The organism is Paenibacillus sp. MDMC362 (assembly GCF_003269305.1).
Lineage (GTDB): Bacteria > Bacillota > Bacilli > Paenibacillales > Paenibacillaceae > Paenibacillus_AQ.
The window spans coordinates 1-25874 of the sequence record NZ_QLYT01000054.1 but is presented as its reverse complement, the minus strand read 5'-3'; the positions used below and the strand labels follow the sequence as shown (position 1 = coordinate 25874).

The following is a 25874-nucleotide window of genomic DNA, read 5'->3' as shown; positions in this document are numbered from 1 at the left end:
GGCAGCCTGTATTATGAGGGAGGAAATAAAAATACCCCCGCCGCAACAAAGCAGCAGGGGGAAGTGGATCGTATGATCAATAAAGCATCAGGATTCATTAGGAGTTTCGAGTTTTCCTAGAAAGGTGGATACTCTGCGCAGATATTCTTTAGGGTGCTCACGGAAGATAAGCTCATGATGCGCATCCTCTACAATCCAGGAATCCGAATCCGTATGGGTTTGATTGGAGGCAATCTTCTCGGCAATCGGGTAAGGTGCCTTGTCGTCTTTCGTTCCGTGGATGAACAAGATCGGGAACGGATAATCGTGCTTCTTCACCTCATTGTACGGGATCTGATCCAGGCTAGTGCCATTGAGCACCGGGAAGAGCAGCTCCAGAATCTCCAGGGACGGATGACGAGGAAGATTGATCTGGTTGTGAATGTTGTGGTAAAGCGTGTCCGGCTCCAATAAAAAAGCGCTGTCCAGAATCATGGCATCTACGTCCTTGGTCTCAAGCCCTGCCTGCAGAGCTGTACCGGCACCCATGGAGAAGCCCCAGACGACGATTTGCTTCGCGCCTCGCTGCTTCACATGCTCAATGGCCCCGAGAAGCTGGCGTTTCTCCTCCTTGCCTCCGGTTGCCACTTCCTTGCTGGTCTGCGAGGCAAAACCGTAATCAAACATCAGCACATTAAAATTCATGTTGTGCGCGTAATGGGCGATATCGTACATCGGTACCCAGGTTTCCTCCCGATTGGCGCCGTATCCATGGCTGAGCACGATGGTTTTGGAAGAGTTCTCGGCCGGGATATACCATCCATTTATATTTCGTTTGCCATCAATGGAGTGGAACGTGACATTCTCGTAATTCATATCTTTAGCAAGCTTGGGATTGGAGTAGAGCGGAGCAACCGTCGGATTCGACAATACCCAAGCAATATAGGCATGAAGCGCAATAAAACAGAAAACAAGGAAAAAAACGACAGATAATAACAGCGCTAATATAATATGCTTTAAACGAACCAAGCCCGTCGACAGCTCGGCCGGCGTGTCATTTAATTGGGAGAGTGGGGCATTACTACCAGTCGTTGTGCTCATAAGTGGCCCCTCCTTACCATATAGTCTGGATATGTTTCGTTAACATGAAAGAGTTGAGTTGAAATTATAATAATGGTATGCCTGTATGCCTATAAAGTCAATGCAAATCCATAGATTGTAAGACAACTGTAAAGTCCCTGTCTCCATGGTTTACTTTTGAGAAGAATTCTCATATAATTCTTGTAACCAGGTTTCATAGAATGAAACAGGAGAGGAGCTGGTCGGGATGGAAGACCGTAAATTGACGGTGCGTGCTGTAGAGCGGGCGCTTGATATATTGATGTGTTTTACGAAAGACAGTGAACTTGCCCTCACGGAGATTTCTACCCTTATCGGATTACATAAAAGTACCGTTCATCGGCTGCTAACAACGCTGGAAGACAAAGGATTCGTTGTGCGTAACAAAGAGACGGAGAAGTATCGGCTCGGCTTGAAGATATGGGAACTGTCCATGCATCTGTCTCAGAGCGACGACCCGGCGATTCGCCTTCTGCCCGCGATGGAGGCCTTGCGGGATCGGCTTGGTGAAACGGTGAGCTTGTATTTGAGAGACGGTTCGGATCGTCTTCGGATTCAAGCGGTTCAGAGCAACCAGGGCATTCGGCGGGTCGCCCAGGTCGGAGTGCGACTGCCGTTGTCGGTTGGCGCTTCCAGCAAGGTACTGGTGGCCTTTGCGCCACCAGCCGATCAGGAGGAGCTGCTGAATGCGCCGGATTGGCCGGAATCTGTCGACCGGATCGTTTACCGGCAGCAGCTGGCCGAAATACTGGAGAAGGGATACGCGATCAGCATCGAAGAGCGCGAGCCTGGAGCCGCTGCGGTATCGGTACCCATCTTTGACCGGAATGGTCAAGTGGCGGCAGCACTGTCGATGTCAGGGCCCGTCACCCGCCTGTCTGCGAAAACGCTTCGCGAACATGCGCCAATCCTGATGGAGGCGGCACGGGAAATGGGAATGATGATTTAATTCATTCTATTGCGAGAGTGCGGACAGCATCACTATAAGTTATTGAATGACCGGGCGGCTCCATGTGATACAGCTGCCCGGTCATTTTTTATGCGGGGATGCCCGTTTGAAAACGAGAAAAAAGACCGTGCCCTTGATCTTGGTGATCGTAGGAACGGTCCTTTTGCCGTGACGGCTTCGCTCTGTATCAGGCAAGGCCAGCTTAAGTCAGCTTCGTGTTCTTTTCCTTCATTTTCTGATTAAGGATCTCTTGAAAGGTGAGGGCTTTATCCATCGTTCCGCCCTTCTTAGGCGCTGCCACCGGCTGCGGCCGTTGGTATTGATATTGGAACGAAGATAACGTATGTATTTTGATCATAGGTACTTTCCTCCTGGGCATGGATTTCCGAAAATGTTGTTTACCAATTAACCTTCTTGGCATCGCCCGAAACGGAAAATTCAATATTCAGGAAAGAAGTACCGGAAAATAACAAAATCCCCATCATCCATAAGCGGGTGATGGGGATTTGTTCCTAAGGCTAAAGCGCCTATAGGGTGTGTCTTATTGGTTCGATGCGATCATTTGACGCAGTACCGTTTGGAGGATACCTCCATTGTGGTAGTAGTCCACGTCCACCATGCTGTCGAGGCGGGCGATAGCTTGGAACTCGAATTGGGTTCCGTCTTCACGCGTAACGACAACGGTCAATTCCTGGCCAGGCTTCACATCGTTGCTGAGGCCCAGAATATCGAATGTTTCGCGGCCGTTCAGACCAAGGCTCTTCCAGCCGTGACCTTCCTGGAACTGGAGCGGAAGAACGCCCATGCCCACAAGGTTGGAGCGGTGAATACGCTCGAAGCTTTCAGCCAGCACGGCTTTGACGCCGAGGAGATACGTACCTTTTGCCGCCCAGTCACGGGAGCTTCCTGTACCGTATTCTTTACCGGCGATAACGACGAGGTTCTGTCCGCCTGCTTGATAATTCATCGAAGCATCATAGATGGACATTACTTCTTCCGTTGGCAGGTAAGTCGTAACGCCGCCTTCCGTACCTGGAGCTACCTGGTTACGGATCCGGATGTTAGCGAAGGTACCGCGCATCATGACTTCGTGGTTACCACGGCGGGAGCCGTAGGAGTTGAAGTCTTTGCGTTCCACGTTGCGGTCGCTCAAGTATTTACCGGCCGGGCTGTTCACTGCAATGTTACCCGCTGGGGAGATATGGTCCGTTGTAACGGAATCGCCCAAGAGAGCCAGCACGCGTGCTTCCTTGATGTCCTGGATGTCGTTCAGGCCGTTGCCCAGGCCTTCAAAGAATGGCGGGTTCTGGATGTAAGTGGATTGATCGTCCCACTCGTACAGCTCGCCTTCAGGAACAGGAATCTTGTTCCAACGCTCATTGGCGGTAAACACATTCTCGTATTTCTCACGGAAAGCGTCAGGGCTAACGGCTTGACCGATCGCTTCACGGATTTCCGCACTCGTTGGCCAGATGTCTTTCAGATAGACAGGCTCATTGTTCGGATCGTAGCCGATCGGTTCGTTCTGCAGGTCGATGTTCACTGTGCCTGCCAGAGCGTAAGCAACAACCAATGGCGGCGAAGCCAGGTAGTTGGCTTTGACTTGAGCATGCACGCGGCCTTCAAAATTACGGTTACCCGACAATACGGCGGCTACCGTCATGTCGTTGTCGGCAATCGCTTCGCTCACTTCATCCGGCAATGGACCGGAGTTACCGATACAAGTTGCGCATCCATAGCCTGCAACATAGAAGCCGAGAGCTTCAAGGTAGTGCAAGAGACCGGACTTCTCGAGGTAGTCGGTTACGACAAGGGAACCTGGGGTCAAGCTGCTCTTCACATAGCCAGGCTTCGTCAGGCCGCGTTCAACGGCTTTCTTCGCCAGGAGACCTGCGCCGAGCATAACACTTGGGTTGGACGTGTTCGTACAGCTGGTGATGGCTGCGATAACAACCGCACCCGTTCCCATTTCACTGGTGGAGCCGTCTTTATGATTGACTTTAACGGTTTCCGCAATTTTCTCATCGCTGAGGCCGTATCCGCCTTTGTCGATTGGCGTACGGATGATATCGTTAAAGTTTTGTTTCATGTTGGTAAGCTCGATACGGTCTTGCGGACGCTTCGGTCCAGCCAAGCTCGGTACAACCGAAGCGAGATCCAATTCAATCACATCGGAGAACTCAGGGTCCGGCGTATCTGCCGTACGGAACATGTTTTGCGCTTTATAGTAGCTCTCCACGAGCTCAACCTGCTCATCGGTACGGCCCGTATTACGGAGATAAGCCAAGGTTTCGCTGTCAACCGGGAAGAAGCCGATGGTAGCGCCGTATTCCGGAGCCATGTTGGCTACCGTTGCGCGGTCAGCCAGGCTGATGTTCGCAAGGCCAGGGCCGTAGAATTCTACGAATTTGCCTACAACGCCTTTCTTGCGGAGAAGCTCGGTTACCGTGAGGGCAAGGTCGGTCGCGGTTGCACCTTCCGCCAGGCTGCCCGTCAGCTTGAAGCCGATAACTTCAGGCGTTACAAAATACAGCGGTTGGCCGAGCATGCCGGCTTCCGCCTCGATACCGCCTACGCCCCAGCCCACAACGCCAAGACCGTTGATCATGGTTGTATGGGAGTCCGTACCTACGAGGGAATCAGGGAAGACGAGCGTTTCGCCGTCAACCGTCTTCGTAGCCGCTACGGAAGCAAGGTATTCCAGGTTAACCTGGTGAACGATCCCCGTTCCCGGAGGAACTGCGCGGAAGTTGTTGAATGCCGTTTGAGCCCAGCGGAGGAAGCGGTAACGCTCTTCGTTACGCTCAAATTCAAGCTTCATATTCGTTTCCAGAGCTTGATCGGTACCAAAAGCGTCAACCATGACGGAGTGGTCGATAACGAGGTCAACCGGAACGAGAGGGTTGATCTGTTTAGGGTCGCCGCCGGATTTTTTAACGGTGTCACGCATAGCTGCAAGGTCTACGACAACCGGAACACCGGTGAAGTCCTGCAATACGATACGGGCAGGAATGAACGGAATCTCCTTATTGTTGTCGCGTCCTTCATTCCACTTGGACAAGAGTTTTACATGATCTTCGGTAATTGCGCGTCCGTCGAACTGACGCACGGCTGCTTCCAGCAGCACCCGAATGGAGAAAGGAAGCTTGGATACACTGCCGTATCCTTGCTCTTCGAGAGCCTGCAGGCTGAAATAACGGTAACTTTTACCGCCCACCTCCAGGTTGCGGGAGATGGAGAATTGATCCTTTGCTGGCATTGATGAACCTCCTTAAGTCATTTCATAAATCGAATAAAGACAGTTTGAGATAAATCCTCTTTCGTTTCACTAGGTGAAACCTAATTTCATAAATTAACTACTTTAAGTATACCGTTTTCAACTCGCTGCGTAAAGCATTTTTTATAGAAGAAACGTATTTCAAAAAGGTGAAAACAAGCCTGTTTTATACCCGAATACAGCCGCTGTGATCCCGGTGTTTCTGTATTCTCTCGACTGAAGTACATAGCCCGAACATTTTCTTCATATAGTTGTGATAGGGAACAGCGTGAAAGGCAAGGTTAGAGGAGGAGAGTAGATGAACAGTCTGAAGCAAGCAGAGAAGCCTTGGAAGCAAGCTCTATATATTTACGTCAATCAATATAACCAAAATCGCGTGGACTATTCTTCAGGCCTGAAAGAGCAGATTGTAGCGGATCTGAATTTCCTGGTAGAGAGAGGAGAAAGGCAGTTTCGGCTGCAGTCGTGGTATGCGCAGCGGGAGGCAACGCCGCTTAAGAGCGAGACTCGTGCCCGTCTCCTGCGCATTCTGAGGGAGACGGAGGAGGATGTGGTCGCGGACGTGCGGCTTCACAGCGTATTTTATTATGATAAAAGAGGGATGACGCACCGCGAAGATACGGTGTTTAAAGAGCGGCTGACGCTGATCCGGGACGGGGATGCCTGGTTGATCGTAGGCATCGAACGTCTGCAGGATGAACGCCATCCCCTGCAAAGAGCCGATGTTCCGGCAGCAGGCGCGGATGTGGCTGGTAGAGAGCCGTCCACTCCCTTTATGAACGGACGCGTATATGCCGCCGGCAGCAGTCCGCGGTCCGGCCGTTACGAGCGTGAAGCCGCAGCCGCATATGCCGACCGTTGGTGGGATTCCGGGAATCCGGAGTTTGAGGAATTTGACGTGGATTGCACAAATTATATCTCCCAGTGCCTCTTTGCAGGCAAAGCCCCAATCCACTATACTGGTAAAAGAGAAACGGGATGGTGGTACAAGGGGTACGTAAACCAACGGGAATGGTGGAGCTACAGCTGGGCGGTATCGAACAGCTTTGCGCATTATTTGAACGCCAGTACCTCGGGGCTGCGGGCCGAGCGGGTGGAGCGTCCCGAGCAGCTGATGCTGGGGGATGTCATCGTATACGACTGGGATGGTGACGGCGCGTTTCAGCACAGCACCATCGTGACGGCGTTTGACGCGGGCGGTATGCCGCTCGTTAATGCACATACGGTGTCCAGCCGCCATCGCTATTGGGACTACCGGGATTCCTATGCTTGGAATGATAACACCGAATACCGGTTTTACCATATCCCCGATTATTTTTAAGATGACAGCATGTCGTGCTGCAATACGGACAAGAGAGAGGTTAACATGGGACAGGATAAATTGACGGTAGGTTTAGTATACGGGGGGAAATCCGGCGAGCATGAGGTGTCGCTATCCACGGCATTTGCGGTCATGAACGCTTTTGATTTTGATAAATATGAGATTGTTCCGTTTTATATTTCCAAGCAGGGCAGCTGGAGAATCGGCAGCAAGCTGTCGGCTCCTTTTGCCCAGCTGGAGGAATTGAAGCTGGCTGAAGGGGAAGGCACGCAAACCGCGCTGAACACCGTGTTCAGCAGATTGTATGGCCAAGAGACTCAGGCGGTGGATATTATGTTCCCGCTGCTTCACGGGACGTTCGGTGAGGACGGAACGATTCAGGGACTGTTCGAAATGGCGGACATTCCTTATGTGGGAACCGGCGTGCTTGCGTCGGCAGCGGGGATGGATAAAGTCGTCATGAAGAAGCTCTTCGCCCAAGCGGGATTGCCGCAATGCGAGTACTGTTATTTCAATCGTACCCAGTGGGAGCGGAGCCAGCATGAGGTGCTGAAGGATATCGAGGACAAACTCGGTTACCCGAGCTTCGTCAAGCCGGCTAACCTGGGTTCAAGCGTCGGGATATCCAAGGCTAAGAACCGGGAGCAGCTTAAGGCGGCGATTGAATCCGCGCTTCGGTTCGATGACAAGATCATCGTAGAAGAGTTCGTGGATGCGCGCGAAGTGGAGGTCAGCGTGCTCGGCAATGATGAGCCGATGGCATCCGTTCCGGGTGAAATTGTCTCTTCCAGTGAATACTACGACTATGCGGCCAAATATACGGATGGACAATCACAGATGCAAATTCCGGCCGAAATCGGGCCGGATACGGCAGATCGTCTGCGCGACCTCGCCATTACCGCATTCAAAGCGATTGAAGGCGGCGGCATTACTCGGGCCGACTTCTTTGTCCGTCGTTCGGACGGCGCGATTCTGATCAATGAAGTGAACACGATGCCTGGCTTTACGCCGTTCAGCATGTACCCGCTCTTGTGGCGGGAAACGGGCGTGTCCTACCGCGAGCTGCTTGACCGGATGATCGAGCTGGGTCTTGAGCGGTACAACCGCAAGCAATCCCTGATTTATGAGAATCAGGCGTAAGCCGTCACAATAGGATATGAAACACAAGGGGGAGTCCGCGCTATTTAATACGGCTCCCCTTGAGTCTAATATTATGGGATGAAAGGAAGATACGTATTATGGGATTTCAAACCGAGTTCAATTCCGTTTGTAAGTTTAAGAGTGAGCAGGAGCTCTATGAGCTGCTGGAATACGGCCGCGGTAAAATGCTGAAGGACGGGCTTCGGGTATTTCCGACAGGCCAGAAGGTTATTGCTTATACGCCGGATAATCAGGCGGTGGCCATCGTCCTGATCACTGCATGCGTATCGGAGATAAACTTCCAGGGCCGCGAGGTCACTTCGGTCGAACTGCAGCTGATCCGCAAATTGACGGATGAGGAAGCCCGCGTACAAACAGCGCTGGCTCACGAAATGTTCTTTGGAGATCATGCATGATTGTCCGTTTCGGTTATGTGGCCATGTCCACGGTCGTGCAGAATGCTTCTCCTTCCAAGACGATGACCATGAAGAGTTTTATGAAGCTGAATGACCGTGAGGCCGGCTTACACAAACTGGAGCGGATCGCGAATGAGAATCTACATAATACTCTTCGGCTTCTGAAGCATAATGCGGCTCACGATATCAAGGTGTACCGCTTCTCGTCCAAGCTGATTCCGCTGGCCACGCATAATGATATGCAGGATTGGAATCCGTTCCCGGCTTTGCGGGAAGGCTTTCAGACCATTGGGGAATTCGTGAAAAAGCACGGGATGCGGGTCTCCTTTCATCCGGATCATTTCACGGTGCTGAGCACGCCGCGTCCCGAAGTGCTGGCCAATTCGATCCGTGATCTGGAGTCGCACGTCCATATGCTGCAGGCGATGGAGCTGCCTGCTTCGATGAAGAACAACATCCACATCGGGGGAGCTTATGGGGACAAGCCTTCGGCAGCGGCGCGATTCGTTGAACATTTTCATGAGCTTGCGCCGCACATCAAGGAACGGCTGACCCTTGAAAATGACGATAAAACCTTTACCGCCCAGGAAACATTGGCCGTATGCAAGCAGACCGGGCTGCCGATGGTCCTGGACATTCATCACCAGTGGGTCAATAACGACGGCGAGGCTCCCTGGGAGTTGTGGCCGGATATCCTTCGCACCTGGGAGACGCCGCTTGCGCAGGCCGATTCGGACCGGGCGAAGCCGCTCCCGCCCAAGATTCACGTATCCAGTCCCAAGAGCCCTACCGATATCCGCAGCCATGCGGACGGGGTGGATGTCGTGCCATTGCTGGCGTTTTTACGGAATATTGCGGGGGCTACGCCGAAGGTGGACGTCATGATAGAAGCGAAGATGAAGGACGGCGCCTTGTTTGATCTGATGAAGGATTTGGGAGATTATACGGCAGAGGGCGTAACCATTCTCGACGGTGCTTCCATCCAAGTGAAACCTTAACCCGAAAGATGAGATGGTTAACACTTGCAAGTTGATGGATTTTGGGTTACGTTGGAAGTATCCAAACAGAGATTCCCCTTAACACATGACATCGGATAAAAAAGTTCGTTCTCGCCAAGCATTCAGGTGCACAGCATAGGACGGACTTTTATTGAAATAGGCGGAATTTTCGCGTGGTTGCCCTTTCGATTACCGCCATGACTGAATAGGATGTAGGGATTGTCAAAAATCACTAGATTTATATAGAAAGTAGAGTGAATGCTTTGAACGAGAATGAAAAGATTCCTTATGTTGTCAGCAGTAAGAGCCACACCGCCGTAGCGATTAATTGCGCCGCCAAAGCGGGAGAGTGGATTAAGAGCAAACTCGGTACCGTCAAGCAGTTGAGCACCAAGTCTTCGGCACAGGATATCGTGACCGAGGTGGACAAAGGCGCGGAGCAGATGATCCGCAAGCTGATCTTGACGCACTTTCCGGATCATGCGATCCTCGGAGAAGAAGGGGTTGCCCCGGGTAGCGATGCCTACAATAAGGCACTCGAGGACGCCAAGGACGAAGAGTATCTCTGGATTATTGACCCTGTGGACGGAACGACGAACTATGTCCATGGATTTCCGTTTTACTCCGTGTCGATTGCACTGGCTCATCATGGAGAAGTCATTGTCGGCGTTATTTACGACCCTTCCCGGGACGAGTTGTTTGTTGCGGAAAAAGGAAAAGGGGCCTACGTTCACGGCAACCCTACCTACGTTTCAAAGGAAGATCAATTGTCGGACAGCTTGCTGGCCACGGGCTTTCCGCTGGATAGCACGGTCAACCTGCCGCTGAATATGGCGGAGCTGCAGGCGCTGCTGCCGATGGTCCGCAATGTAAGAGCCGGCGGCTCCGCTGCGCTTCATCTTGCTTATGTGGCTGCCGGCCGGCTCAGCGGATACTGGGAGCACGGCTTGAGCGCTTGGGATGTTGCTGCAGGCGCATTATTGGTTCAGGAATCCGGCGGTAAAGTAACCGATACGGAAGGAAAGCCATATGATCTGTCAGTTCGTCATTTGGCGGCAACCAACGGGCTGATTCATCAGCGTTTTCTGGATACACTAAAAGACGCCGGTGAAGCTGTTGTTCGCTAAACGGCCAGGGACGATAGAGAAATGCAGGTCACTTACAACCGCTTGATAAAGGAGTGTGCTTACGATGAATGAGAAGTCGGATCAGGATTTGGAGCGCCAGCTCAGCGAGATGTTAACGGACGGTGAAATGCAGAAGAAGGATCGGGAGAAGGAGGAGCGCAGGCTTCTCTCTCCGAAATACGAGATCCGAATTCAGACGCAGCTCGATCCCATTGTGGAAGAGACGCAGAAGTACCGCAGCATGGCGAAGGAATTGGATGATCGCTATGACAAGTACATGGATAAGGCGGTTAAGAAGGATAAGCCTGAGGATTCAGGTGAAGAAGCTTGATAGCGCTTTAGGGATGTTGACGAAGCGGGACATCCCTATTTGTTAAAGACCCGAACCAGGAATGGACAGCATAGAGCGTGCTGTCCATTTTTTTATGATGGCTGGCCAAGATAACACTGTTCTAGGCTGGCTCAAGTTGCTGGTTGCTTTTGGATGGTCGATATTGCCAAGCCTGTATCTGGCAGCCACGCCTGGGATATTTGCTTGGTTTGGAGCTGCATCTCTTGGCTATTTATTCGCTTATCTTTTCATGAAACCTTATCGTCCGGGTTGAGTTCAGTACCATTCACAGGTTGCTGGTGGTAAAATAAGGCTGTACTTAGATATTGACGTTGAGGGAGTGAAGGTATGTTCAAACAATGGAAGAAGGGGCTGGCGGCAGTAACCGGCACCTTGACGCTCGCGGTGGCACTGGTTGGACCGGGCGTTGCGCCGGCTTATGCCGATGAGGTTACAGCCAAGGATACATATCATATTGTAGCACTGGGGGATTCGTTGACCGTCGGGTATGAGCCGGGAATGGATCTGAACAGCAAGCCATACGGTTTTGTTGACCGGCTGTATGAGCAAGGTTTGTTCCACGGCCGGACCGAGATAACGAATCTGGGGATCGGCGGCCTGAAAACCGATGGGCTGAACCATTACGTCAAGGCCGTCTTGGATGAACGCGCAATTACGGCGGAAGAGCTGCAGCCGGGGCTAAGCGGCATCGATCCGCGCACGAAGCAGATGGGCGCTGACGCAGCGAAAGCCAAGCCGATTATCGCGGGTGCGGATCTGATTACCATTACGATCGGCGGCAATGACATGATGAGTCTGGTCAGTACCGTGGAAACATTAAGCGATGAACAGCTGAAAACAAAGATGCAGGAACTGTTCAAGATTTATACCGATAATGTCTCATCCGTCATTACCAACTTGCACGCCATCAATCCGGATGCCGCAATCGTGCTGGCGGACCAGTATAATCCGGTGCCCAAAGTCGCTGACGAGGTCGCATACGCTAAACTGCTTGCAGCATCCGGAGAATTTACGAAGCTGGTGGAAGGCGTAGCTGACAGTTTTGCCACTCAGGGCGTGAATATTAAGGTAGCCCATGTGGCGAAGAAGTTCGTGGGCTCCGAACTGACGATGACCCATATTCTCAAAGACGATATTCATCCGAACCAATATGGATATGAGACGATGGCCAGTGTGTTCGCGGAGACGATCTGGGGCAGCTACAAAAATCCCGTTGTTCAAGAACAAGGGCAGCCGATGCGCATCATCGTGAAGGGGCAGGAGCTGAACACTCCGTATAAGCCGATCCTTCGCGATAACCTGAATTACGTAGCGATACAGGATATCGTAGATGCAGTGGGGGCGACGACCACATGGGAAAATAAAACGTCCAGTGCAACGATCACGTTTGGAGATCAGACGGTGGTAGTGAAGATCGGTGCCAAAACCGTTCAAGTTAACGGAGCGGATGTACCGATCGATACGCCGGCTTTCCTGCAAAAAGTAGGAAAAGAAGATAAAACCTACGTCCCGCTCGCGGTGATTGCATCCGGTCTTGGTTTTGACGTTCAATACAGCACCAAATTGCGTACCGCATTCATTAATTTGTAATCCCATAAGCAAGCTGCATCGGCTGGAAGGAGTCGATGCAGCTTTTTTTGTCATTACCGATTGTGGTGATGGCCAATGAGAGGAGATTTCAGTTGATCTTCCCTAATTACTGACGGCACGATAGAGAAACATGGCTTAGGATATAGTTTAGAGATGTCTTACAAAGCCGGTGGTGTGATGTTTGTAACATAAGTTCCTCCAGGGCAGATGGTACAATACGACATCATTTCCTTTCATGGATGTTTGACATCAGATCAGATTTTGAACCCCTTTCCTGACATCTGGAAAGTGCAAATGCGTGAAAGCGGTAGGGAAAGGGTTGCCGAATGTCGAATCTTGGAAGAAACATAGATATGGCATGATAGGGGGAACAAGGAATGAATGGGCCGATGATCGTTACGTTGTCTGTTTTGGCCGTGGCATCCGCATTGTTCATGTCGGGAAAAGTGCGGTCGGATTTGGTCGCGATCGGCGTGTTGATGGTACTTATGTTAACGGACATTTTAAGTCCGGCTGAAGCCCTTTCGGGCTTTTCCAATTCGGTTGTCATCATGATGATCGGTTTGTTTGTTGTGGGCGGGGGGATTTTTAGATGGCCAGCGGTAAGCTCCTGAAGCTTGGCGGCGGAAGCGAGACCCGGCTCTTGATTATGATCATGCTGGTAACGTCGCTCATTGGCGGATTTGTCAGCAATACCGGCACGGTAGCGGTGATGCTTCCCATCGTGGTCAGTCTGGCATTCAGCGCCGAGATTCATCCGGGGCGGCTGCTGATGCCCCTTGCTTTTGCTAGCAGCCTGGGGGGCATGCTCACATTAATCGGTACGCCCCCGAACCTCGTGATTCAGGAGACGTTGATCAATGCAGGATATGAGCGGCTGTCGTTTTTTGCATTTCTGCCGATCGGTCTTGTTTGTTTGGCAACGGGGATTATCGCGATATTGTTTCTTCGTCGTTTTCTTCCCAGCAACGAGGAAGGGGGAGCAGGCAAGCGGCGCGGGCGCTCGCTTCGAGAACTGGCTAAACAGTATCGGCTGACCCAGAACCTGTATCGGATTCAGGTTGGAGCCGATTCCTCCATACGCTCCAAGACATTACGGGAGCTGGATATTTCGGCGAAGTTCGAAGTGAACGTCATTGAAATCCGCCGCAAATTGTCGGCCAAGAATCAATTCTTCAAGACGATCAATCAGGAAATTGCCGGTCCCGAGACCGTGATTGAGGAAGACGATATTCTGTATGTGAACGGCCCGTTCGAGCGGGCTTCGGAGTTTGCGGAGACGTACGGGCTGGTCATGTTGGATCAGGGCGTGCTTGAACTTCGAAAGCATGCCGAAGAGTCACAATACGCAACGAGCGATGTCGGCATTGCCGAAGTGATGCTGACTCCGTCCTCGCGCCTGATTGGCCGACTCGTCAAGCACTCGGGTTTCCGCGAGAAATATCGGGTGAACATATTGGGGATTCAGCGAAAAGAACAGTATTTGCTGCATCATTTAAAGGAAGAGAAAATGCGCCTTGGCGATGCGCTCCTGGTTCAGGGCACTTGGAAGGACATCGCTTTGCTGGCTGCTGAGCAATCAGATGTTGTCGTGGTCGGACAACCAGCAGAGGAATCGCGAAAGGTGACGATGGACCACAAAGCGCCGATTGCGGCCGGGATTATGCTCTTGATGGTGATCCTGCTGGTGACCGAATGGATTCCGGCTGTGGCTTCCGTCATGGTAGCGGCGGTTCTGATGGTCGTATTTGGTTGTGTGCGCAATATGGAAGAAGCCTATAAGACGGTCAACTGGGAGAGCATCGTGCTCATTGGCGGCATGATTCCGATGTCCATTGCCATCGAGAAAACGGGAGCCGCCACGCTGATCTCGGATATGCTGGTCCATTCGCTGGGCAGCTATGGATCACTTGCCCTGCTGGCAGGGGTGTATTTCACCACTTCGCTGCTGACCCTGTTTATCAGCAATACGGCTTGCGCCGTATTATTCGCGCCAATTGCGTTATCGGCTGCGATCCAGATGGGAGCCAGTCCGTATCCGTTTCTGTTCGCCGTCTCCATCGGAGCGAGTATGTGCTTTGCGTCACCGTTCTCCACGCCGCCGAACGCCCTCGTTATGTCGGCGGGCCGTTATAAATTCAGCCATTACGTGAAGGTCGGATTGCCACTTCAACTGGTGATCGGCCTGGTCATGATGGCGGTACTGCCGTTGTTCTTTCCGTTCTAAAGGAGAACCGGCACATAACACCCGCATGTTCCATCCGATGAGGATTGCGCATGCGGGTGTTATTCCATTTTGGGGGTAAAATATCGTGAAAACTTGTCCGATCAGTACTCCCTCACACCTCGATCGATCGACTCCCGCCAGACACGCCGTCCGCTTTTGCAGGAAATCGCCTGTCGTAAGGCTAATACATCCACTTAAAGACTTTCTGCCTGATCGTAAAAATACGCATCATTTCCGTAGAAATGACTACGCTGATGCCGCTGGATTGTTGCTATGCTTGAGAAAGCCGGAGGTGCAAGGACCGATGAAGAACCGCTTCAAAAATCCGCTGGGCCGCATGAATATCAAGCAGCAGATGATTCTGCTGTTCCTGGTGCTGGTCATTCCGTTGTTTGCGCTGAACGCCTACGGGAATTCCATGGCCGGTCAAATCCTGAAGCGCCATGTGACCAATGCTTATATCGAACTGAACAAGCAGAACTTTAAGCTGATTAACCGTGATATTGAAACCGTTAACAAAGTGACCTCCACGGTCATCCAAAATTCGCAAATCCAGCAGCTGGATCCCTTTGCCGAGGACACCGTTCTCGCGCGCGTCAAAAACTACGAGCGGCTGGAAAAGATGCTGCTGTCCTTCTCCCAGGAAACGGATGAACGCGAACCGGTTTATTACTCGCTCTATGTGTATGACCCGAACAACAGCTACTTCTTTGCTCCCTATTACCCTGACCGCAGAAAAGCGGGGGTGTATTTTTTCTCCGATGAGAAGGAGAAGCCGGCATGGTTCGATGAAGCCGTGGCGATGAAAGGGAACGGGTATCTCAAGCGCATAGCGAATCTGTCGCCGCCGGTACAAGGGCGGCAGGATCAAGAGACCTTAAGCTATGTGAGGGCCGTGAACAATATTTATAAGGGCGGGACCATCGGCGTTCTGGTGGTCACGAATTTAGACGCGCGGATCGGCGAGTCGTTATCGACGGTCTCGATTCCGGACGGGGAGCTGTATTTTACGGATGGGAACGACCATATCCTGACTTCGTCGGTACAAGGCGTGGCAGGAAGGCTTGAATTGCCCCCTGAAGCGGATCCGGGCCAATCCACGATCGGCGTCATGGACGTGATCACGTCGGATTTTATCTATGTCATTGATTATAACTACGTGCTCAATCAGAAGCTGGTCTACAAGGTGCCCGTCAAAACGCTGCTCGCCCAGCAAAGCGAGATGAAGCGTGTTATCCAGGTCATCTCCATCGCTTACTTTGCCGTGGGTCTCATTATCGTTTTTTATTTCTGGCAGTCGCTGATGACGCCGCTCCAGAAGCTGGCGCATTTTGTGAGAAGGTACGAACCGGGGAACGTCGTGCCCGAGACCCCCTACCGGCGCAGAAAAGATGAAGTCAGTGTCCTCATCTCCACAATCTATGACATGGCCCGCCGGTTGAATGATCTGATCCACTACAAATACCGTATGGATCTGAAGCAGAAGGAAGCGCAGCTGCAGCTGCTGTATCAGCAGATCAACCCCCACTTGCTGTACAACACGCTGGAGAGCATCTATTGGAAGAGCACGATGGAGGGCAATACCGAGTCCGCCGAGATGATCAAGGATTTGTCCAAATTGATGAAGATCAGTCTCAGCCGGGGGCGGGAACTCATCACGCTTGGGGAAGAGCTTGAGCATGCGGGGGCTTATATCAATCTGCAGCTGAACCGTTATGATTATCAGTTTACCGTCCACTGGGAAGTGCCCGAGTCCTTGCTGGTGAACCATGTGCCGAAGATTACGCTGCAGCCGCTGCTGGAGAACGCCATCATTCATGGCATTAAAAATATGGGCGAGGACGGAATCATCCGGATTTCAGGCCATCTGGAGGAGGGACAATGCCGGATCGTCATTGAAGATAACGGCTTCCGCCCCGTAAACTACGAATCCATCCACAGGCTGCTCCATGATGAAGCGCCGAACCCTTCGCTTGGCTACGGCATCCGCAATATTCAGGAGCGGCTCCAGCTGCATTTTGGAAGCGGCTGCGGTCTGCAATATAAACCAAGAGAAGAAGGGGGAACCCGCGTGACGATCACGATTCCCCGAATAGAAGAAACAACCATTACCGCAACCGGACGGGAGGTTTCCTGATGTATAACATTTTGGTGGTAGATGACGAGCCTTTGATCTGCAAGGGCTTGGCCGGGCTGTTAACGTCCTCGGGCCTGGCCATCGATGGGATTGCTACGGCCTACAGCGGGCAGGAAGCGCTGGATTACATACGGATGGGAGATATCGACCTGCTGGTCACCGATATCCAGATGGGCGAGATGAACGGCATCGAGCTGATGCAGCAGGCCAAGATCGTAAAGCCGTGGGTTCAGACGATCATTATTTCAGCCCATGAAACATTTCAATATGCGCAGCGGGCGCTCCAGCTCGGAGCCAAGGATTATTTGATCAAACCGCTGAACAGCGAGCAGTTTCTGGATTCGGTTCGCAGCGTGCTGCTCAAGATGGATCGACCGGCGCCTCAGATGGAGCCATTTCTCATGGCCGATAACGAGCATTTTCGGATGGAGGAGCCTCCGTCCGAACGAATAGAGCGGCTGAATCAGCGGCTCTCCACGGAGCAGGATCAGCCGCATCTGGCCGGCCTGGACGAATCGGAGCTGGGCTTGATCGGTCCTTATTTTGCCGTTATCAAGATGAAGCTGGGCTTAAGGGAAGACAGCAGCGCTTCTTTTTCCAGGCAAGATGTAAGCCTGATTCAATATGCCGCGCTGAATATCGCCAAGGAGCTGCTGGAGCAGGAGCCGCACGCCTTCGTATTCTATTCGCCGGAGCGGGACATCAACATCATCCTCCAATGGAGCGAGCAGGAGATGGAGGAGAATACGGGCGGCAAGATCCAGCATCTGGAGATGATCGGCCGGAGTCTGCACCACCATGTGGAGCTGTACCTGAAACGAAGCTGTACCGTTGGGATCAGCCAAATATTGAGGGGGCCCGAATTTTTGAGTGTGCTCAGCCGTCAGGCGGACAAAGCGATGCTGTGGAGCGAGCAGCTGCAGGACTTTCACGTGTTTTATTACGGGGATTTCAATTGGCACAACTATGCCCAGGAGACGTCGCATGAGGTGCTTTCGAGCCAGGGCAACCGGATCGTGGAGAATACGAGGCAATATATCGAGGAGCATTACCGCCAGAAGGGATTGACGATTCACGAGATAGCCAAGAACAATCACGTGAGCCCGAACTATTTGAGTTATCTGTTCAAAAAATATACCGGCAGCAGCCTGTGGGAGTATGTCGTGAAGCTGCGGATGGAGGAGAGCAGGTCCCTGATCTTGAGCACGGATCACCGCCGCTACGAAATCGCGGAGCGAGTCGGCTATGAATCTCCGGAGCATTTCAGCAAAATCTTCAAAAAATATTACGGCGTCAGCCCCAGCGAGCTAAAGAAGTAAGAACGGCTATACTTCACATAGTTTTAGACATGTTCGAAGACTCCCTGTCTTTTTACAATTAAAGCTGGACATTTAATGAAGGAAGAGGGAGTTTACATGGAAGAAACGGCCATGCCGCAAGGCCAGGCTCGGATAGAGCCCGGTCATCGCACCCGACAGGAGCACAAGCGCAAGCCGCTGTGGAAGAAGTACATATGGGGGTATATGTTCCTCGTTCCGGCCATTGCGATCTTTATCGTCTTTTTGTGGGTGCCGATCTTGAAAGGGATCTTTTACAGCTTTTTTCATATCGATTTCGTAAAAGGGAACACGTTCGTCGGGTTCGATAATTATGCCAAGGTTCTCAGCAATCCCGATCTGCTGGTTTCCGTTCGAAATACATTGTATTTCATGCTGTTAACGCTGGTCATCGGCTTCTGGGTGCCCATCGCGGCCTCTATTGCCATCTCGGAGCTGAAGCTGTTCCAGGGCTTCGCCCGGATTGCGGCGTATCTACCGTTTGTCGTACCCGGCGTCGTGCTTTACGGCATGTGGAGGTGGATGTATGACCCGGTAGGTCCGATCAACGCCCTGTTCGGCTTCTTTGGGGCAGAACCGGTATCCTTTATTTCGGATAGCCGTTTCTCCATGGTGTCGCTGGTCGTGATGGAGACATGGCAGCAATTCGGCTCGGCGATGCTGATCTATCTGGCGGGCGTGCTCAGCATACCGAAGGATTGGTATGAAGCCGCCGAGATCGACGGTGCGGGCGTATGGGCCCGGATTAAATACATTACGCTCCCCTCGATGCGCAATTTGATTATGCTCATGCTGATCCTGCAGCTGATCGGCACTTCGCAGGCGTATCAGTCGCAGCTGGCGATGCTGGACGGCGGACCGAACAAGGCGACGCTTACCTATGCGCTTCTAACCGTAAAATACGCGTTTAACCAGCTGGATTACGGGGCAGGAACCGCGATGGGCATCTTGATGTTTCTGGTGCTGAGTTTGCTGGGCATCCTGCAGTTCAAGATGAACAGGGAGGAGTACTAGAATGAAAGAGAGAGGCATACTGTCCGCTTCGGATCTGAGAAAACCGTGGAACAAGGCGATATACGGGTTTATGGTGCTGTGCATCGCGGTGATGGTCTTTACGATGCTGTATCCGATTGGCATGACGATGTTTAACGGGCTGAAGAGCAATCAGGAGATCAACACGTTTCCGCCGCGCTTTTTCCCGTCGGAATGGCATTGGGATAACTTCCCGAAGGGGTGGGAATACATCGATCTGCCGATGTTTCTGAAGAATACGCTGCTTATTTTTGGCGGTAATCTGCTGGTGACGATTCTGGTACTGGGCTTGGCGGCATTCAGCATTTCCCGTATCCGGGTTCCCTATCACCGCGTCTTCTATTTCTTCATTCTCATGACCTTGTTTATTCCGGCGTCAAGTTATATGATTCCGAACTTCGTCAATTTGAAGGAGCTGGGGCTGCTGAATTCCTACTGGGCCTTCTGGCTGCCGGCGGGAGCGAATGCGTACTTCTTCCTGCTGATCAAAAACTTCTTCGATGGCATTCATCCGGAGATCTTCGAGGCGGCACGCATCGATGGCGCTTCGGAGTTGAGCAGCTTCCTGCGAATTGCCGTGCCGCTGTCCGTCCCGATCTTTGCAACGCTGGCGATTTTCACCTTCTCCACGGCATGGAATGACTGGTTCTGGCCGTCGCTGGTCATGCAGACGCAGGACAAGTACACACTGGCCACGGCCATCTACAAGTATGTCATCAACGCAAGGAGCCTGGACAGCAGCATCAAATTCGCGATCCTGTTCATGGTCATGGTGCCGCCGATCTTCGTATTTCTGATATTCCAGAAATTCATTATGCGCAGCGTCAGTCTCTCGGCTGTTAAGGGGTAGGGCAGCGTGTACACCATCGTAGCCCTGCACATGATCGTCATATGAATGCACATCGTCCTTTCCGAGTTTCAATTTTATGATGGAGATAAGAAGGACATTATCAATTCAATCAGGAAAAGGGGAGTATCCATGCGCAAGTTCTCAGCATTACTGATCTGCCTTATGCTGTTCAGCTCCTTGCTCGCCGCTTGCGGCGGAGGCAAAGCAGCGCCGGAGGCCGGCAATAAAGACGGAGGGACCGCCAATTCGGGCGGCACGACTGCAACGCAGACGGAGGAGCCGAAGGAGGATATCGCGGATCAAAAGATAACGATCAAGATCCACTATCCGCTGCCGGATGATACAACGCTGCGTCAGCAGGAGGATGATAAAATCGCCCGTTTCCAGGCGAAATATCCGAACGTGACCATCGTGAAGGACGATTGGCAGTACAGCGTCAACGAAATTGGGGTCAAGATGGCTTCGAACGAAGCGCCGACGTTTTATAACACTTGGGCTACGGAAGCACAGCTGCTCGTGGAGCGGGGCTGGGTGGCCGACATCACGGAGTTCTGGAACGAGTGGGAGTACAAGGACGACATGAATCCCGTGCTGCAGGATCAATTCATCGTGGACGGCAAGGTGTATGGCGTTACGCAGAACGGGTACATCACGTCAACGATCGTGAACAAGAAGCTGCTGGATGCGAAGGGCGTACCGGTTCCGCCGATGGATTGGACGTGGGACGACATGTACAACACGGCGAAAGGGGCTGCAGATCCCAAGGCCGGCATATCCGGCATCGCGCCGATGGGCAAAGGTAATGAAGCGGGCTGGAACTGGACCAACTTCCTGTTCGAAGCCGGCGGGGATATCGAAGTGAACGAGGGCGGCAAAGTGAAGGCCGTGTTTAACTCGGAAGCCGGCGTGAAGGCGCTGGATTTCTATAAAAAGCTGAGATGGGAAGCGAATGCCATTCCGCAGGACTGGGCTCTCGGTTGGGGCGATGCCGTCAGTTCGTTCCAGCAGGGACGTACGGCGATGGTCATTGCAGGCGCATTTGACGTGATCCAGCCGGCATTGAATGAGGGCGGCATGAAGCCTGAGGATGTGCTGGCATATCCGATGCCAGCGATGGAGAAAGGAGGAGCTCACCACGGCATTCTAGGCGGCAATTATCTGGTCATCAACCCGAATGCCACGAAGGAAGAGCAGGAAATGGCTTTCCGTTACATCACGTTTGATTATTTTACGGATGATGCGCTGAAATCGGTGGAAGATACGATTAATGCCCGCAAAGCCGAAGGCAAATACTTTGTACCGACGCCGCTGGAATATTTCAGCGATGATTCCGAGTATGCCGCGAAGGTAAAAGCCATCTACGATAAGTACGACAACGTCTACAAATACGATCCGCAGCTCTTCAGCCTGTTGGAGGGCAAGCCGGAAGCACAATTTGGCACGCAGGACTACTATGCAGCGATGTCCAACGTCGTACAGGAAGCGTTCTCGAAGGAAGGCACGGATTCCAAGAAACAGCTGGATGAAACAGCCAAGCTGGTTCAGGAGAATTTCTTCGATAAGATCGAACAGAAGTAAAAGAGCGGCTGTCCCGTATGGGATTGGGGAGAGTTCTGCAGCACAAAAAAGAGAGACGCCGGAGCGGCGTCTCTCTTTGCTGTTCCATTTCCTTACGATCTGGAGTTGACTTGGACCAGTGGTCCGCCCTCCTCGAGCACGGCTGCCCGATTCGATATTTGGAATCAAGTGAACCGCGTCATCGGCGATTTTTAATAGATCGCCTTGGCATGCGCCGGCAGCTGACGGACATGCTGCAGGAAGCCCGTTACACGCTGATCCTGCCCCATATCATATTCAAAGCCCAGCTGCTCAGCGACATCCAGCGCGGTTCTGCGGAACAGCGCTCCCATCGTAAACAACGCCTCCCACACTTCCTCGTAGGTTCCGCGCGGATAGGTGGACATCAGCTCGTTCCAGCTGTCCGCAGACAAATAGTTTTTCAAGTACTTGCCGTTCTTGCCCACGCTGAGCGAGAAATCGGTTTGGGCGCCCACATGCCACTCCAGCATTTTCATCAGCATCGGCCGCATGATGTTGTGGAAGTGGTCTTGGGCATACAGTATTTCTTCCCGCCACAAGCCCTTGGCTACATATGTGGATACCCACCAGAACTCATTGCAGCAATCCTCGAAAAAGGCAGCGGACGGACGCTTTACCCAAAAATCCTCGTCAGATGGAGCCGGAATCGCCGGGAACGCCTGATCTTTATCCATTAGGATTCGGATCAGTTTGTCCTCCTTGCAGTATTTTTCCTTCTCCTCGATGGGAATCAGAGTCATGTCAATCCGGTTGCCGTCGGTAAACAACATCAGGTACGAGAACCAGCCTCCAAGATCCGGAGGGAACATGGCCATGTCTTCGGGCGTCTGCAGAATAATCCGCTCACCGAAGACGTCGATCCAATCCGGGTCCTGTATAAAGCTCTCCATGTCCGTAACATGAAAGCTGATATCGTAATCCTGAAATATATCCTTAGGCACGTTGGGATTCGTTCGGGATCCTTCCAGGGTAACGGCCCGAACCCGTTCGTCGCGGGCTGCGTAGCCCAATACCAAATCCATCATTTCTTGCTCGCTTCTCATGTTATCCAGCCTCCGTATTCAAATTTAGATTACGCATGTTTGAATCGGGCAGGTCAGGAGGTCCACGAATTCGGACTGTGGAAGCTCGGCAGCGATCTGGAGCATGTTATAATTTGTTCAATCGCTTCTTCATGAGGAGATCTCCTTTCGCGGGTTATGCATATATCTATATTAATTCTTCATGGCCTTAAAAGATTCCTCCGCAGCCTCAAGCGTAGCCTCAATGTCGGCATCCGTATGGGCTGTGGTCATGAACCAGGCCTCGTACTTGGAAGGAGCCAGGTTCACGCCGCGGTCCAGCATATGGCGGAAGAAAGCGGCGAAGGCTTCGCCGTCGGTGTCCTGCGCTTCGTCATAGTTCGTAACCGGATGGTCGCAGAAATGAGTGGAGAAGGAGCCCCGGATGCGGTTGATTGTGAGCGGAATGCCGTGGCGGTCGGCGGATGCCTGCAAGCCTTCCGTCAGCTTGATGGTCAAGCGCTCCATTTCTTCATATACGCCTTCACCCTGCAGAACCTCCAAGCAAGCGATTCCGGCGGCGATGGAGGCTGGATTACCCGCCATGGTTCCTGCCTGATAAGCAGGACCAAGCGGCGCGACCTGTTCCATCACGTGTTTACGTCCGCCATAGGCGCCGATCGGGAGACCGCCGCCGATGATTTTGCCAAGCGCCGTAAGATCCGGCTGAATCGCCTCGTGATTGTTCAGACCGGCATAGGTTTGGGTAGATCCATAGTGGAAGCGGAAAGCGCTGATAACTTCGTCGTAGATGACCAATGAGCCGTTATCGTGCGTCATCTGGCATAGGCCTTCGAGAAATCCCGGCTTCGGCATCACCATCCCGAAGTTGCCGACGATCGGCTCTACCATAACGGCAGCCACATCATCACCCCATGCGTCGAGGGCAGTCCGCAAGCCATCCAAATCGTTGAACGGAACGGTAATGACTTCCGTCGCAATGCTGGCCGGGATCCCGGCGCTGTCCGGAATGCCGAGCGTGGAAGGGCCGGAGCCTGCTGCCACGAGGACAAGATCGGAATGGCCATGGTAGCAGCCGGCGAACTTGATAATTTTGTTGCGTTTAGTGTAGGCGCGGGCGACCCGGATCGTGGTCATGACCGCCTCGGTGCCGGAATTGACGAAACGCACCTTATCCATGGACGGGATGGCGGTCTTCAGCATTTTGGCCAAGGTGATCTCAAGCTCCGTCGGCGTCCCGTAGAGGGTGCCGTTTTGAGCTGCTGCCGTGATTGCGGCCGTAATATGCGGATGGGCATGTCCGGTTATGATCGGGCCATAGGCTGCCAAATAATCGATGTAGCGATTGCCGTCCTCGTCCCAGAAGTGAGCTCCATTCGCGCGTTTCATGAATACGGGCGCGCCGCCGCCTACGGCTTTGAACGAACGGGAGGGGCTGTTTACGCCGCCTACGATATGCTGCAGCGCTTCTTGATATAGAGTTTCCGAACGGTTTCTTGATGTTGTCATCATGGTTAACTTCCTTTCTTCATGAAGCAGGACAGGCAGCTAAAATGACATAGCTCCTGTCCTGATTGCTGTAGGTGCATTAGTTACGATCCGTTGTTGCAGATGGAGCAGTGGAGCTATCCGAATGACCCTCAGAATCGTTATTCTCAGAACCAGTGGTTTCAGAATTGCTGTCCGTACCTTCGCTGCCTTCTGTCTCAGGGTCAGGCGTTGGCGGATTTAAGATGTCCTGGATATACTGTTTCAGCGTATCCGAATTGCCGACCGTTAGAACGGCTGCCCCGCCGATATGTTCTTCCTTCAGGAGCTTCATCGGAGGCACCTGTTCGCTGCCGCTCATTTTACTCTTGTAGGCAACGTTCGCCAGCTTCCACATATCCTCAACATCGAGATTGGTATCGATATACGGGCTGACGGACTTCAGAATGTCCGGAAGCTTCATGATGGAAGTGGTGGTCTGCATTTTCTTGGCTACGGCCTTCAAGAGCTCACGCTGCCGCTCGGTGCGGGTAAAGTCGCCCATCGCATCATAGCGGAATCGGACATATTGCAGCGCCGCATTGCCATCCAGATGCTGCATGCCTTGCTTCAACTCGATGTCGTATTCGTTTTTGTCAGCTTTACTGGAATAGTTCATGTCCTTCTCAACATAGAAATCAACCCCGCCAACGGAATCAACCAGCTTCATGAAACCCTGGAAATCCGTATAGACGTAGTATTGAACCGGAATGCCCAGCAGATCGCCTACTGCCTTCATGGCCGTATTCGGGCCGTGTGTAATGGCCGTATTGATTCGGTTTCTGTCATATCCGGGTATTTCTACGTAAGTATCGCGCAAAATAGAGAATAAGTGCATTTTCTTCTTCACGGGATCAATCGAGGCAACAAGCATACTGTCGGAACGAGGAATTTCGCCTTCCTCAAAACCACGCGCATCCACGCCCATCAGCAGAATGTTAACCGTCTCCGTTCCTTCCCACTCGGGTGGCGCTGGAACTTTGGCATCTACCTTTTCAATTTCACGAAAAGGGGAGGATTCACCTGATTTCTGAAGACTCTGCAAGCCGTCGTAGAACGATGCCGCATAATAAATGCCGTAACCAATAATAGCGGCGAGGATGAGGCTGACACTCCATATAATCGTCTTCTTTGTTTTTTTGGTCATTGTGTTCTTCCTTTCGGATTACGCTGATGAATGAATTCGATAGAACATTTGAACATTCGACATTCATTCTATTATAATTTTTTTCGAAAAGACAATCAATTTTCGGGACTATAGTCCGTATTTTAGGAGTTGAGCCTTATCGCAGATCAAACACAGTTAACAGTTGGAAGCCAGGTGCCGGATTTTTCACTTCCGGCTTCGAACGGGGAGAAGGTAGCTTTAAGCGATTTTCGTGGACGTAAAGTCGTGCTGTTCTTCTATCCGAAAAATATGACCCCAACCTGTACGGAAGAGGCTTGCAGCTTCCGAGACCATTATGGAAGCTTGGAGCAGGCAGGGGCGGTCGTGATCGGGATTAGCCCGGATCCCCTGAAATCCCATGCCAAATTCATCGATAAGCATAGCCTGCCCTACTTGCTCTTGTCTGATGAGGAGCATAAGGTAAGCGAAATGTTTGACGTGTGGCAGATGAAGAAGATGTTCGGCCGCGAGTATATGGGTATTGTACGCTCTACCTTCTTGATTGATGAGCAGGGAAAGCTGGCCGCCGAGTGGCGGAAAGTAAAAGTAAAAGGCCATGTCGAAGCGGTCCTCGCAGCCGTGCTGTCATAGCTATATGAAGAACGGTCCCTCAGCATGCCTGAACAGGCATGATAAGGGACCTTTTTTTAAATGACGGATTGTCAAGCCAAGTGCGACAGCTCTGCCATGAACGATTCGTGAGCAGA

General features: G+C 52.2%; 20 protein-coding genes and 1 pseudogene. 15 read left to right on the top strand and 6 right to left on the bottom strand.

The genetic code is table 11. The features are described 5' to 3' along the window. Positions 1-87 precede the first annotated feature (87 nt). Complete coding sequence (locus tag DP091_RS25115; protein WP_113060818.1) at positions 88-1080, bottom strand: alpha/beta hydrolase; 993 nt, start codon at positions 1078-1080, stop codon at positions 88-90. A gap of 226 nt (positions 1081-1306) precedes the next feature. Between DP091_RS25115 and DP091_RS25110 the strand changes: the two genes are divergently transcribed. Next, positions 1307-2047, top strand: coding sequence for an IclR family transcriptional regulator (locus DP091_RS25110; protein ID WP_113060817.1), 741 nt, complete (start codon positions 1307-1309; stop codon positions 2045-2047). Positions 2048-2249: 202 nt separating this feature from the next. Here the strand turns inward: DP091_RS25110 and DP091_RS31480 are convergent, their stop codons facing one another. Both DP091_RS31480 and acnA read right to left on the bottom strand, forming a co-directional pair. After that, positions 2250-2405 (bottom strand): hypothetical protein, encoded by a 156-nt coding sequence (locus DP091_RS31480; protein WP_181469917.1) that lies wholly within the window; start codon positions 2403-2405, stop codon positions 2250-2252. Between the two features lie 183 nt (positions 2406-2588). Further along, positions 2589-5306 (bottom strand): aconitate hydratase AcnA, encoded by a 2718-nt coding sequence (gene acnA, locus DP091_RS25105; protein WP_071220873.1) that lies wholly within the window; start codon positions 5304-5306, stop codon positions 2589-2591. Positions 5307-5622: 316 nt separating this feature from the next. Between acnA and DP091_RS25100 the strand changes: the two genes are divergently transcribed. The 13 genes and pseudogenes from DP091_RS25100 to DP091_RS25035 all read left to right on the top strand — a co-directional run bounded on the left by DP091_RS25100 (position 5623) and on the right by DP091_RS25035 (position 21429). Continuing rightward, the gene (locus DP091_RS25100) at positions 5623-6645 is read left to right on the top strand and encodes an amidase domain-containing protein (RefSeq protein ID WP_113060816.1); all 1023 of its coding nucleotides are present in this window, start codon (positions 5623-5625) and stop codon (positions 6643-6645) included. Between the two features lie 45 nt (positions 6646-6690). Beyond that, the gene (locus DP091_RS25095) at positions 6691-7785 is read left to right on the top strand and encodes a D-alanine--D-alanine ligase (protein ID WP_113060815.1); all 1095 of its coding nucleotides are present in this window, start codon (positions 6691-6693) and stop codon (positions 7783-7785) included. Between the two features lie 98 nt (positions 7786-7883). Continuing rightward, positions 7884-8201, top strand: coding sequence for a hypothetical protein (locus DP091_RS25090; RefSeq protein WP_006208215.1), 318 nt, complete (start codon positions 7884-7886; stop codon positions 8199-8201). Beyond that, positions 8198-9199, top strand: a complete 1002-nt coding sequence (gene uvsE, locus DP091_RS25085; protein ID WP_113060814.1) for a UV DNA damage repair endonuclease UvsE — start codon at positions 8198-8200, stop codon at positions 9197-9199. The genes DP091_RS25090 and uvsE overlap by 4 nt, the downstream gene beginning before the upstream one ends. A gap of 263 nt (positions 9200-9462) precedes the next feature. After that, complete coding sequence (locus DP091_RS25080) at positions 9463-10326, top strand: inositol monophosphatase family protein (RefSeq protein WP_373456951.1); 864 nt, start codon at positions 9463-9465, stop codon at positions 10324-10326. 64 nt (positions 10327-10390) lie between these two features. Further along, entirely contained in the window at positions 10391-10657 is a 267-nt protein-coding gene (locus DP091_RS25075; RefSeq protein ID WP_113060812.1) for a hypothetical protein, read from the top strand. Between the two features lie 348 nt (positions 10658-11005). Next, positions 11006-12268, top strand: a complete 1263-nt coding sequence (locus tag DP091_RS25065) for an SGNH/GDSL hydrolase family protein (protein WP_113060810.1) — start codon at positions 11006-11008, stop codon at positions 12266-12268. 377 nt (positions 12269-12645) lie between these two features. Beyond that, positions 12646-14495: pseudogene (locus DP091_RS25060) on the top strand (SLC13 family permease). Between the two features lie 304 nt (positions 14496-14799). Continuing rightward, positions 14800-16632, top strand: a complete 1833-nt coding sequence (locus DP091_RS25055) for a cache domain-containing sensor histidine kinase (protein ID WP_113060809.1) — start codon at positions 14800-14802, stop codon at positions 16630-16632. Beyond that, the gene (locus DP091_RS25050; RefSeq protein WP_113060808.1) at positions 16632-17951 is read left to right on the top strand and encodes a response regulator; all 1320 of its coding nucleotides are present in this window, start codon (positions 16632-16634) and stop codon (positions 17949-17951) included. The genes DP091_RS25055 and DP091_RS25050 overlap by 1 nt, the downstream gene beginning before the upstream one ends. A gap of 96 nt (positions 17952-18047) precedes the next feature. Continuing rightward, positions 18048-18983 (top strand): carbohydrate ABC transporter permease, encoded by a 936-nt coding sequence (locus DP091_RS25045; RefSeq protein ID WP_113060807.1) that lies wholly within the window; start codon positions 18048-18050, stop codon positions 18981-18983. Position 18984: 1 nt separating this feature from the next. Continuing rightward, entirely contained in the window at positions 18985-19851 is an 867-nt protein-coding gene (locus tag DP091_RS25040; RefSeq protein ID WP_113060806.1) for a carbohydrate ABC transporter permease, read from the top strand. A 129-nt stretch (positions 19852-19980) separates the two neighbouring features. Continuing rightward, positions 19981-21429, top strand: a complete 1449-nt coding sequence (locus tag DP091_RS25035) for an ABC transporter substrate-binding protein (protein ID WP_113060805.1) — start codon at positions 19981-19983, stop codon at positions 21427-21429. 191 nt (positions 21430-21620) lie between these two features. Here DP091_RS25035 and DP091_RS25030 read toward each other — a convergent pair whose 3' ends face one another. The 3 genes from DP091_RS25030 to DP091_RS25020 form a co-directional block, all read right to left on the bottom strand. Next, entirely contained in the window at positions 21621-22493 is an 873-nt protein-coding gene (locus DP091_RS25030) for an aminoglycoside 6-adenylyltransferase (RefSeq protein WP_113060804.1), read from the bottom strand. Positions 22494-22664: 171 nt separating this feature from the next. Next, entirely contained in the window at positions 22665-23981 is a 1317-nt protein-coding gene (locus DP091_RS25025; RefSeq protein ID WP_113060834.1) for a glutamate-1-semialdehyde 2,1-aminomutase, read from the bottom strand. A 79-nt stretch (positions 23982-24060) separates the two neighbouring features. Beyond that, positions 24061-25146, bottom strand: coding sequence for an LCP family protein (locus DP091_RS25020; protein ID WP_113060803.1), 1086 nt, complete (start codon positions 25144-25146; stop codon positions 24061-24063). A 129-nt stretch (positions 25147-25275) separates the two neighbouring features. On the opposite strand from DP091_RS25020, the gene bcp reads away from it, so the two are divergent. After that, complete coding sequence (gene bcp / locus DP091_RS25015; RefSeq protein WP_071220856.1) at positions 25276-25758, top strand: thioredoxin-dependent thiol peroxidase; 483 nt, start codon at positions 25276-25278, stop codon at positions 25756-25758. The last annotated feature ends 116 nt before the right edge of the window (positions 25759-25874 follow it).

Coding starts and splice junctions, on each gene's coding strand:
- DP091_RS25110 (WP_113060817.1), top strand. CDS start 1,307: ATGGAAGACCGTAAATTGACGGTGCGTGCTGTAGAGCGGGCGCTTGAT.
- DP091_RS25075 (WP_113060812.1), top strand. CDS start 10,391: ATGAATGAGAAGTCGGATCAGGATTTGGAGCGCCAGCTCAGCGAGATG.
- uvsE (WP_113060814.1), top strand. CDS start 8,198: ATGATTGTCCGTTTCGGTTATGTGGCCATGTCCACGGTCGTGCAGAAT.
- DP091_RS25045 (WP_113060807.1), top strand. CDS start 18,048: ATGGAAGAAACGGCCATGCCGCAAGGCCAGGCTCGGATAGAGCCCGGT.
- DP091_RS25055 (WP_113060809.1), top strand. CDS start 14,800: ATGAAGAACCGCTTCAAAAATCCGCTGGGCCGCATGAATATCAAGCAG.
- DP091_RS25020 (WP_113060803.1), bottom strand. CDS start 25,146: ATGACCAAAAAAACAAAGAAGACGATTATATGGAGTGTCAGCCTCATC.
- DP091_RS31480 (WP_181469917.1), bottom strand. CDS start 2,405: ATGATCAAAATACATACGTTATCTTCGTTCCAATATCAATACCAACGG.
- DP091_RS25065 (WP_113060810.1), top strand. CDS start 11,006: ATGTTCAAACAATGGAAGAAGGGGCTGGCGGCAGTAACCGGCACCTTG.
- DP091_RS25050 (WP_113060808.1), top strand. CDS start 16,632: ATGTATAACATTTTGGTGGTAGATGACGAGCCTTTGATCTGCAAGGGC.
- acnA (WP_071220873.1), bottom strand. CDS start 5,306: ATGCCAGCAAAGGATCAATTCTCCATCTCCCGCAACCTGGAGGTGGGC.
- DP091_RS25100 (WP_113060816.1), top strand. CDS start 5,623: ATGAACAGTCTGAAGCAAGCAGAGAAGCCTTGGAAGCAAGCTCTATAT.
- DP091_RS25115 (WP_113060818.1), bottom strand. CDS start 1,080: ATGAGCACAACGACTGGTAGTAATGCCCCACTCTCCCAATTAAATGAC.
- DP091_RS25095 (WP_113060815.1), top strand. CDS start 6,691: ATGGGACAGGATAAATTGACGGTAGGTTTAGTATACGGGGGGAAATCC.
- DP091_RS25025 (WP_113060834.1), bottom strand. CDS start 23,981: ATGACAACATCAAGAAACCGTTCGGAAACTCTATATCAAGAAGCGCTG.
- DP091_RS25090 (WP_006208215.1), top strand. CDS start 7,884: ATGGGATTTCAAACCGAGTTCAATTCCGTTTGTAAGTTTAAGAGTGAG.
- DP091_RS25035 (WP_113060805.1), top strand. CDS start 19,981: ATGCGCAAGTTCTCAGCATTACTGATCTGCCTTATGCTGTTCAGCTCC.
- DP091_RS25030 (WP_113060804.1), bottom strand. CDS start 22,493: ATGAGAAGCGAGCAAGAAATGATGGATTTGGTATTGGGCTACGCAGCC.
- DP091_RS25040 (WP_113060806.1), top strand. CDS start 18,985: ATGAAAGAGAGAGGCATACTGTCCGCTTCGGATCTGAGAAAACCGTGG.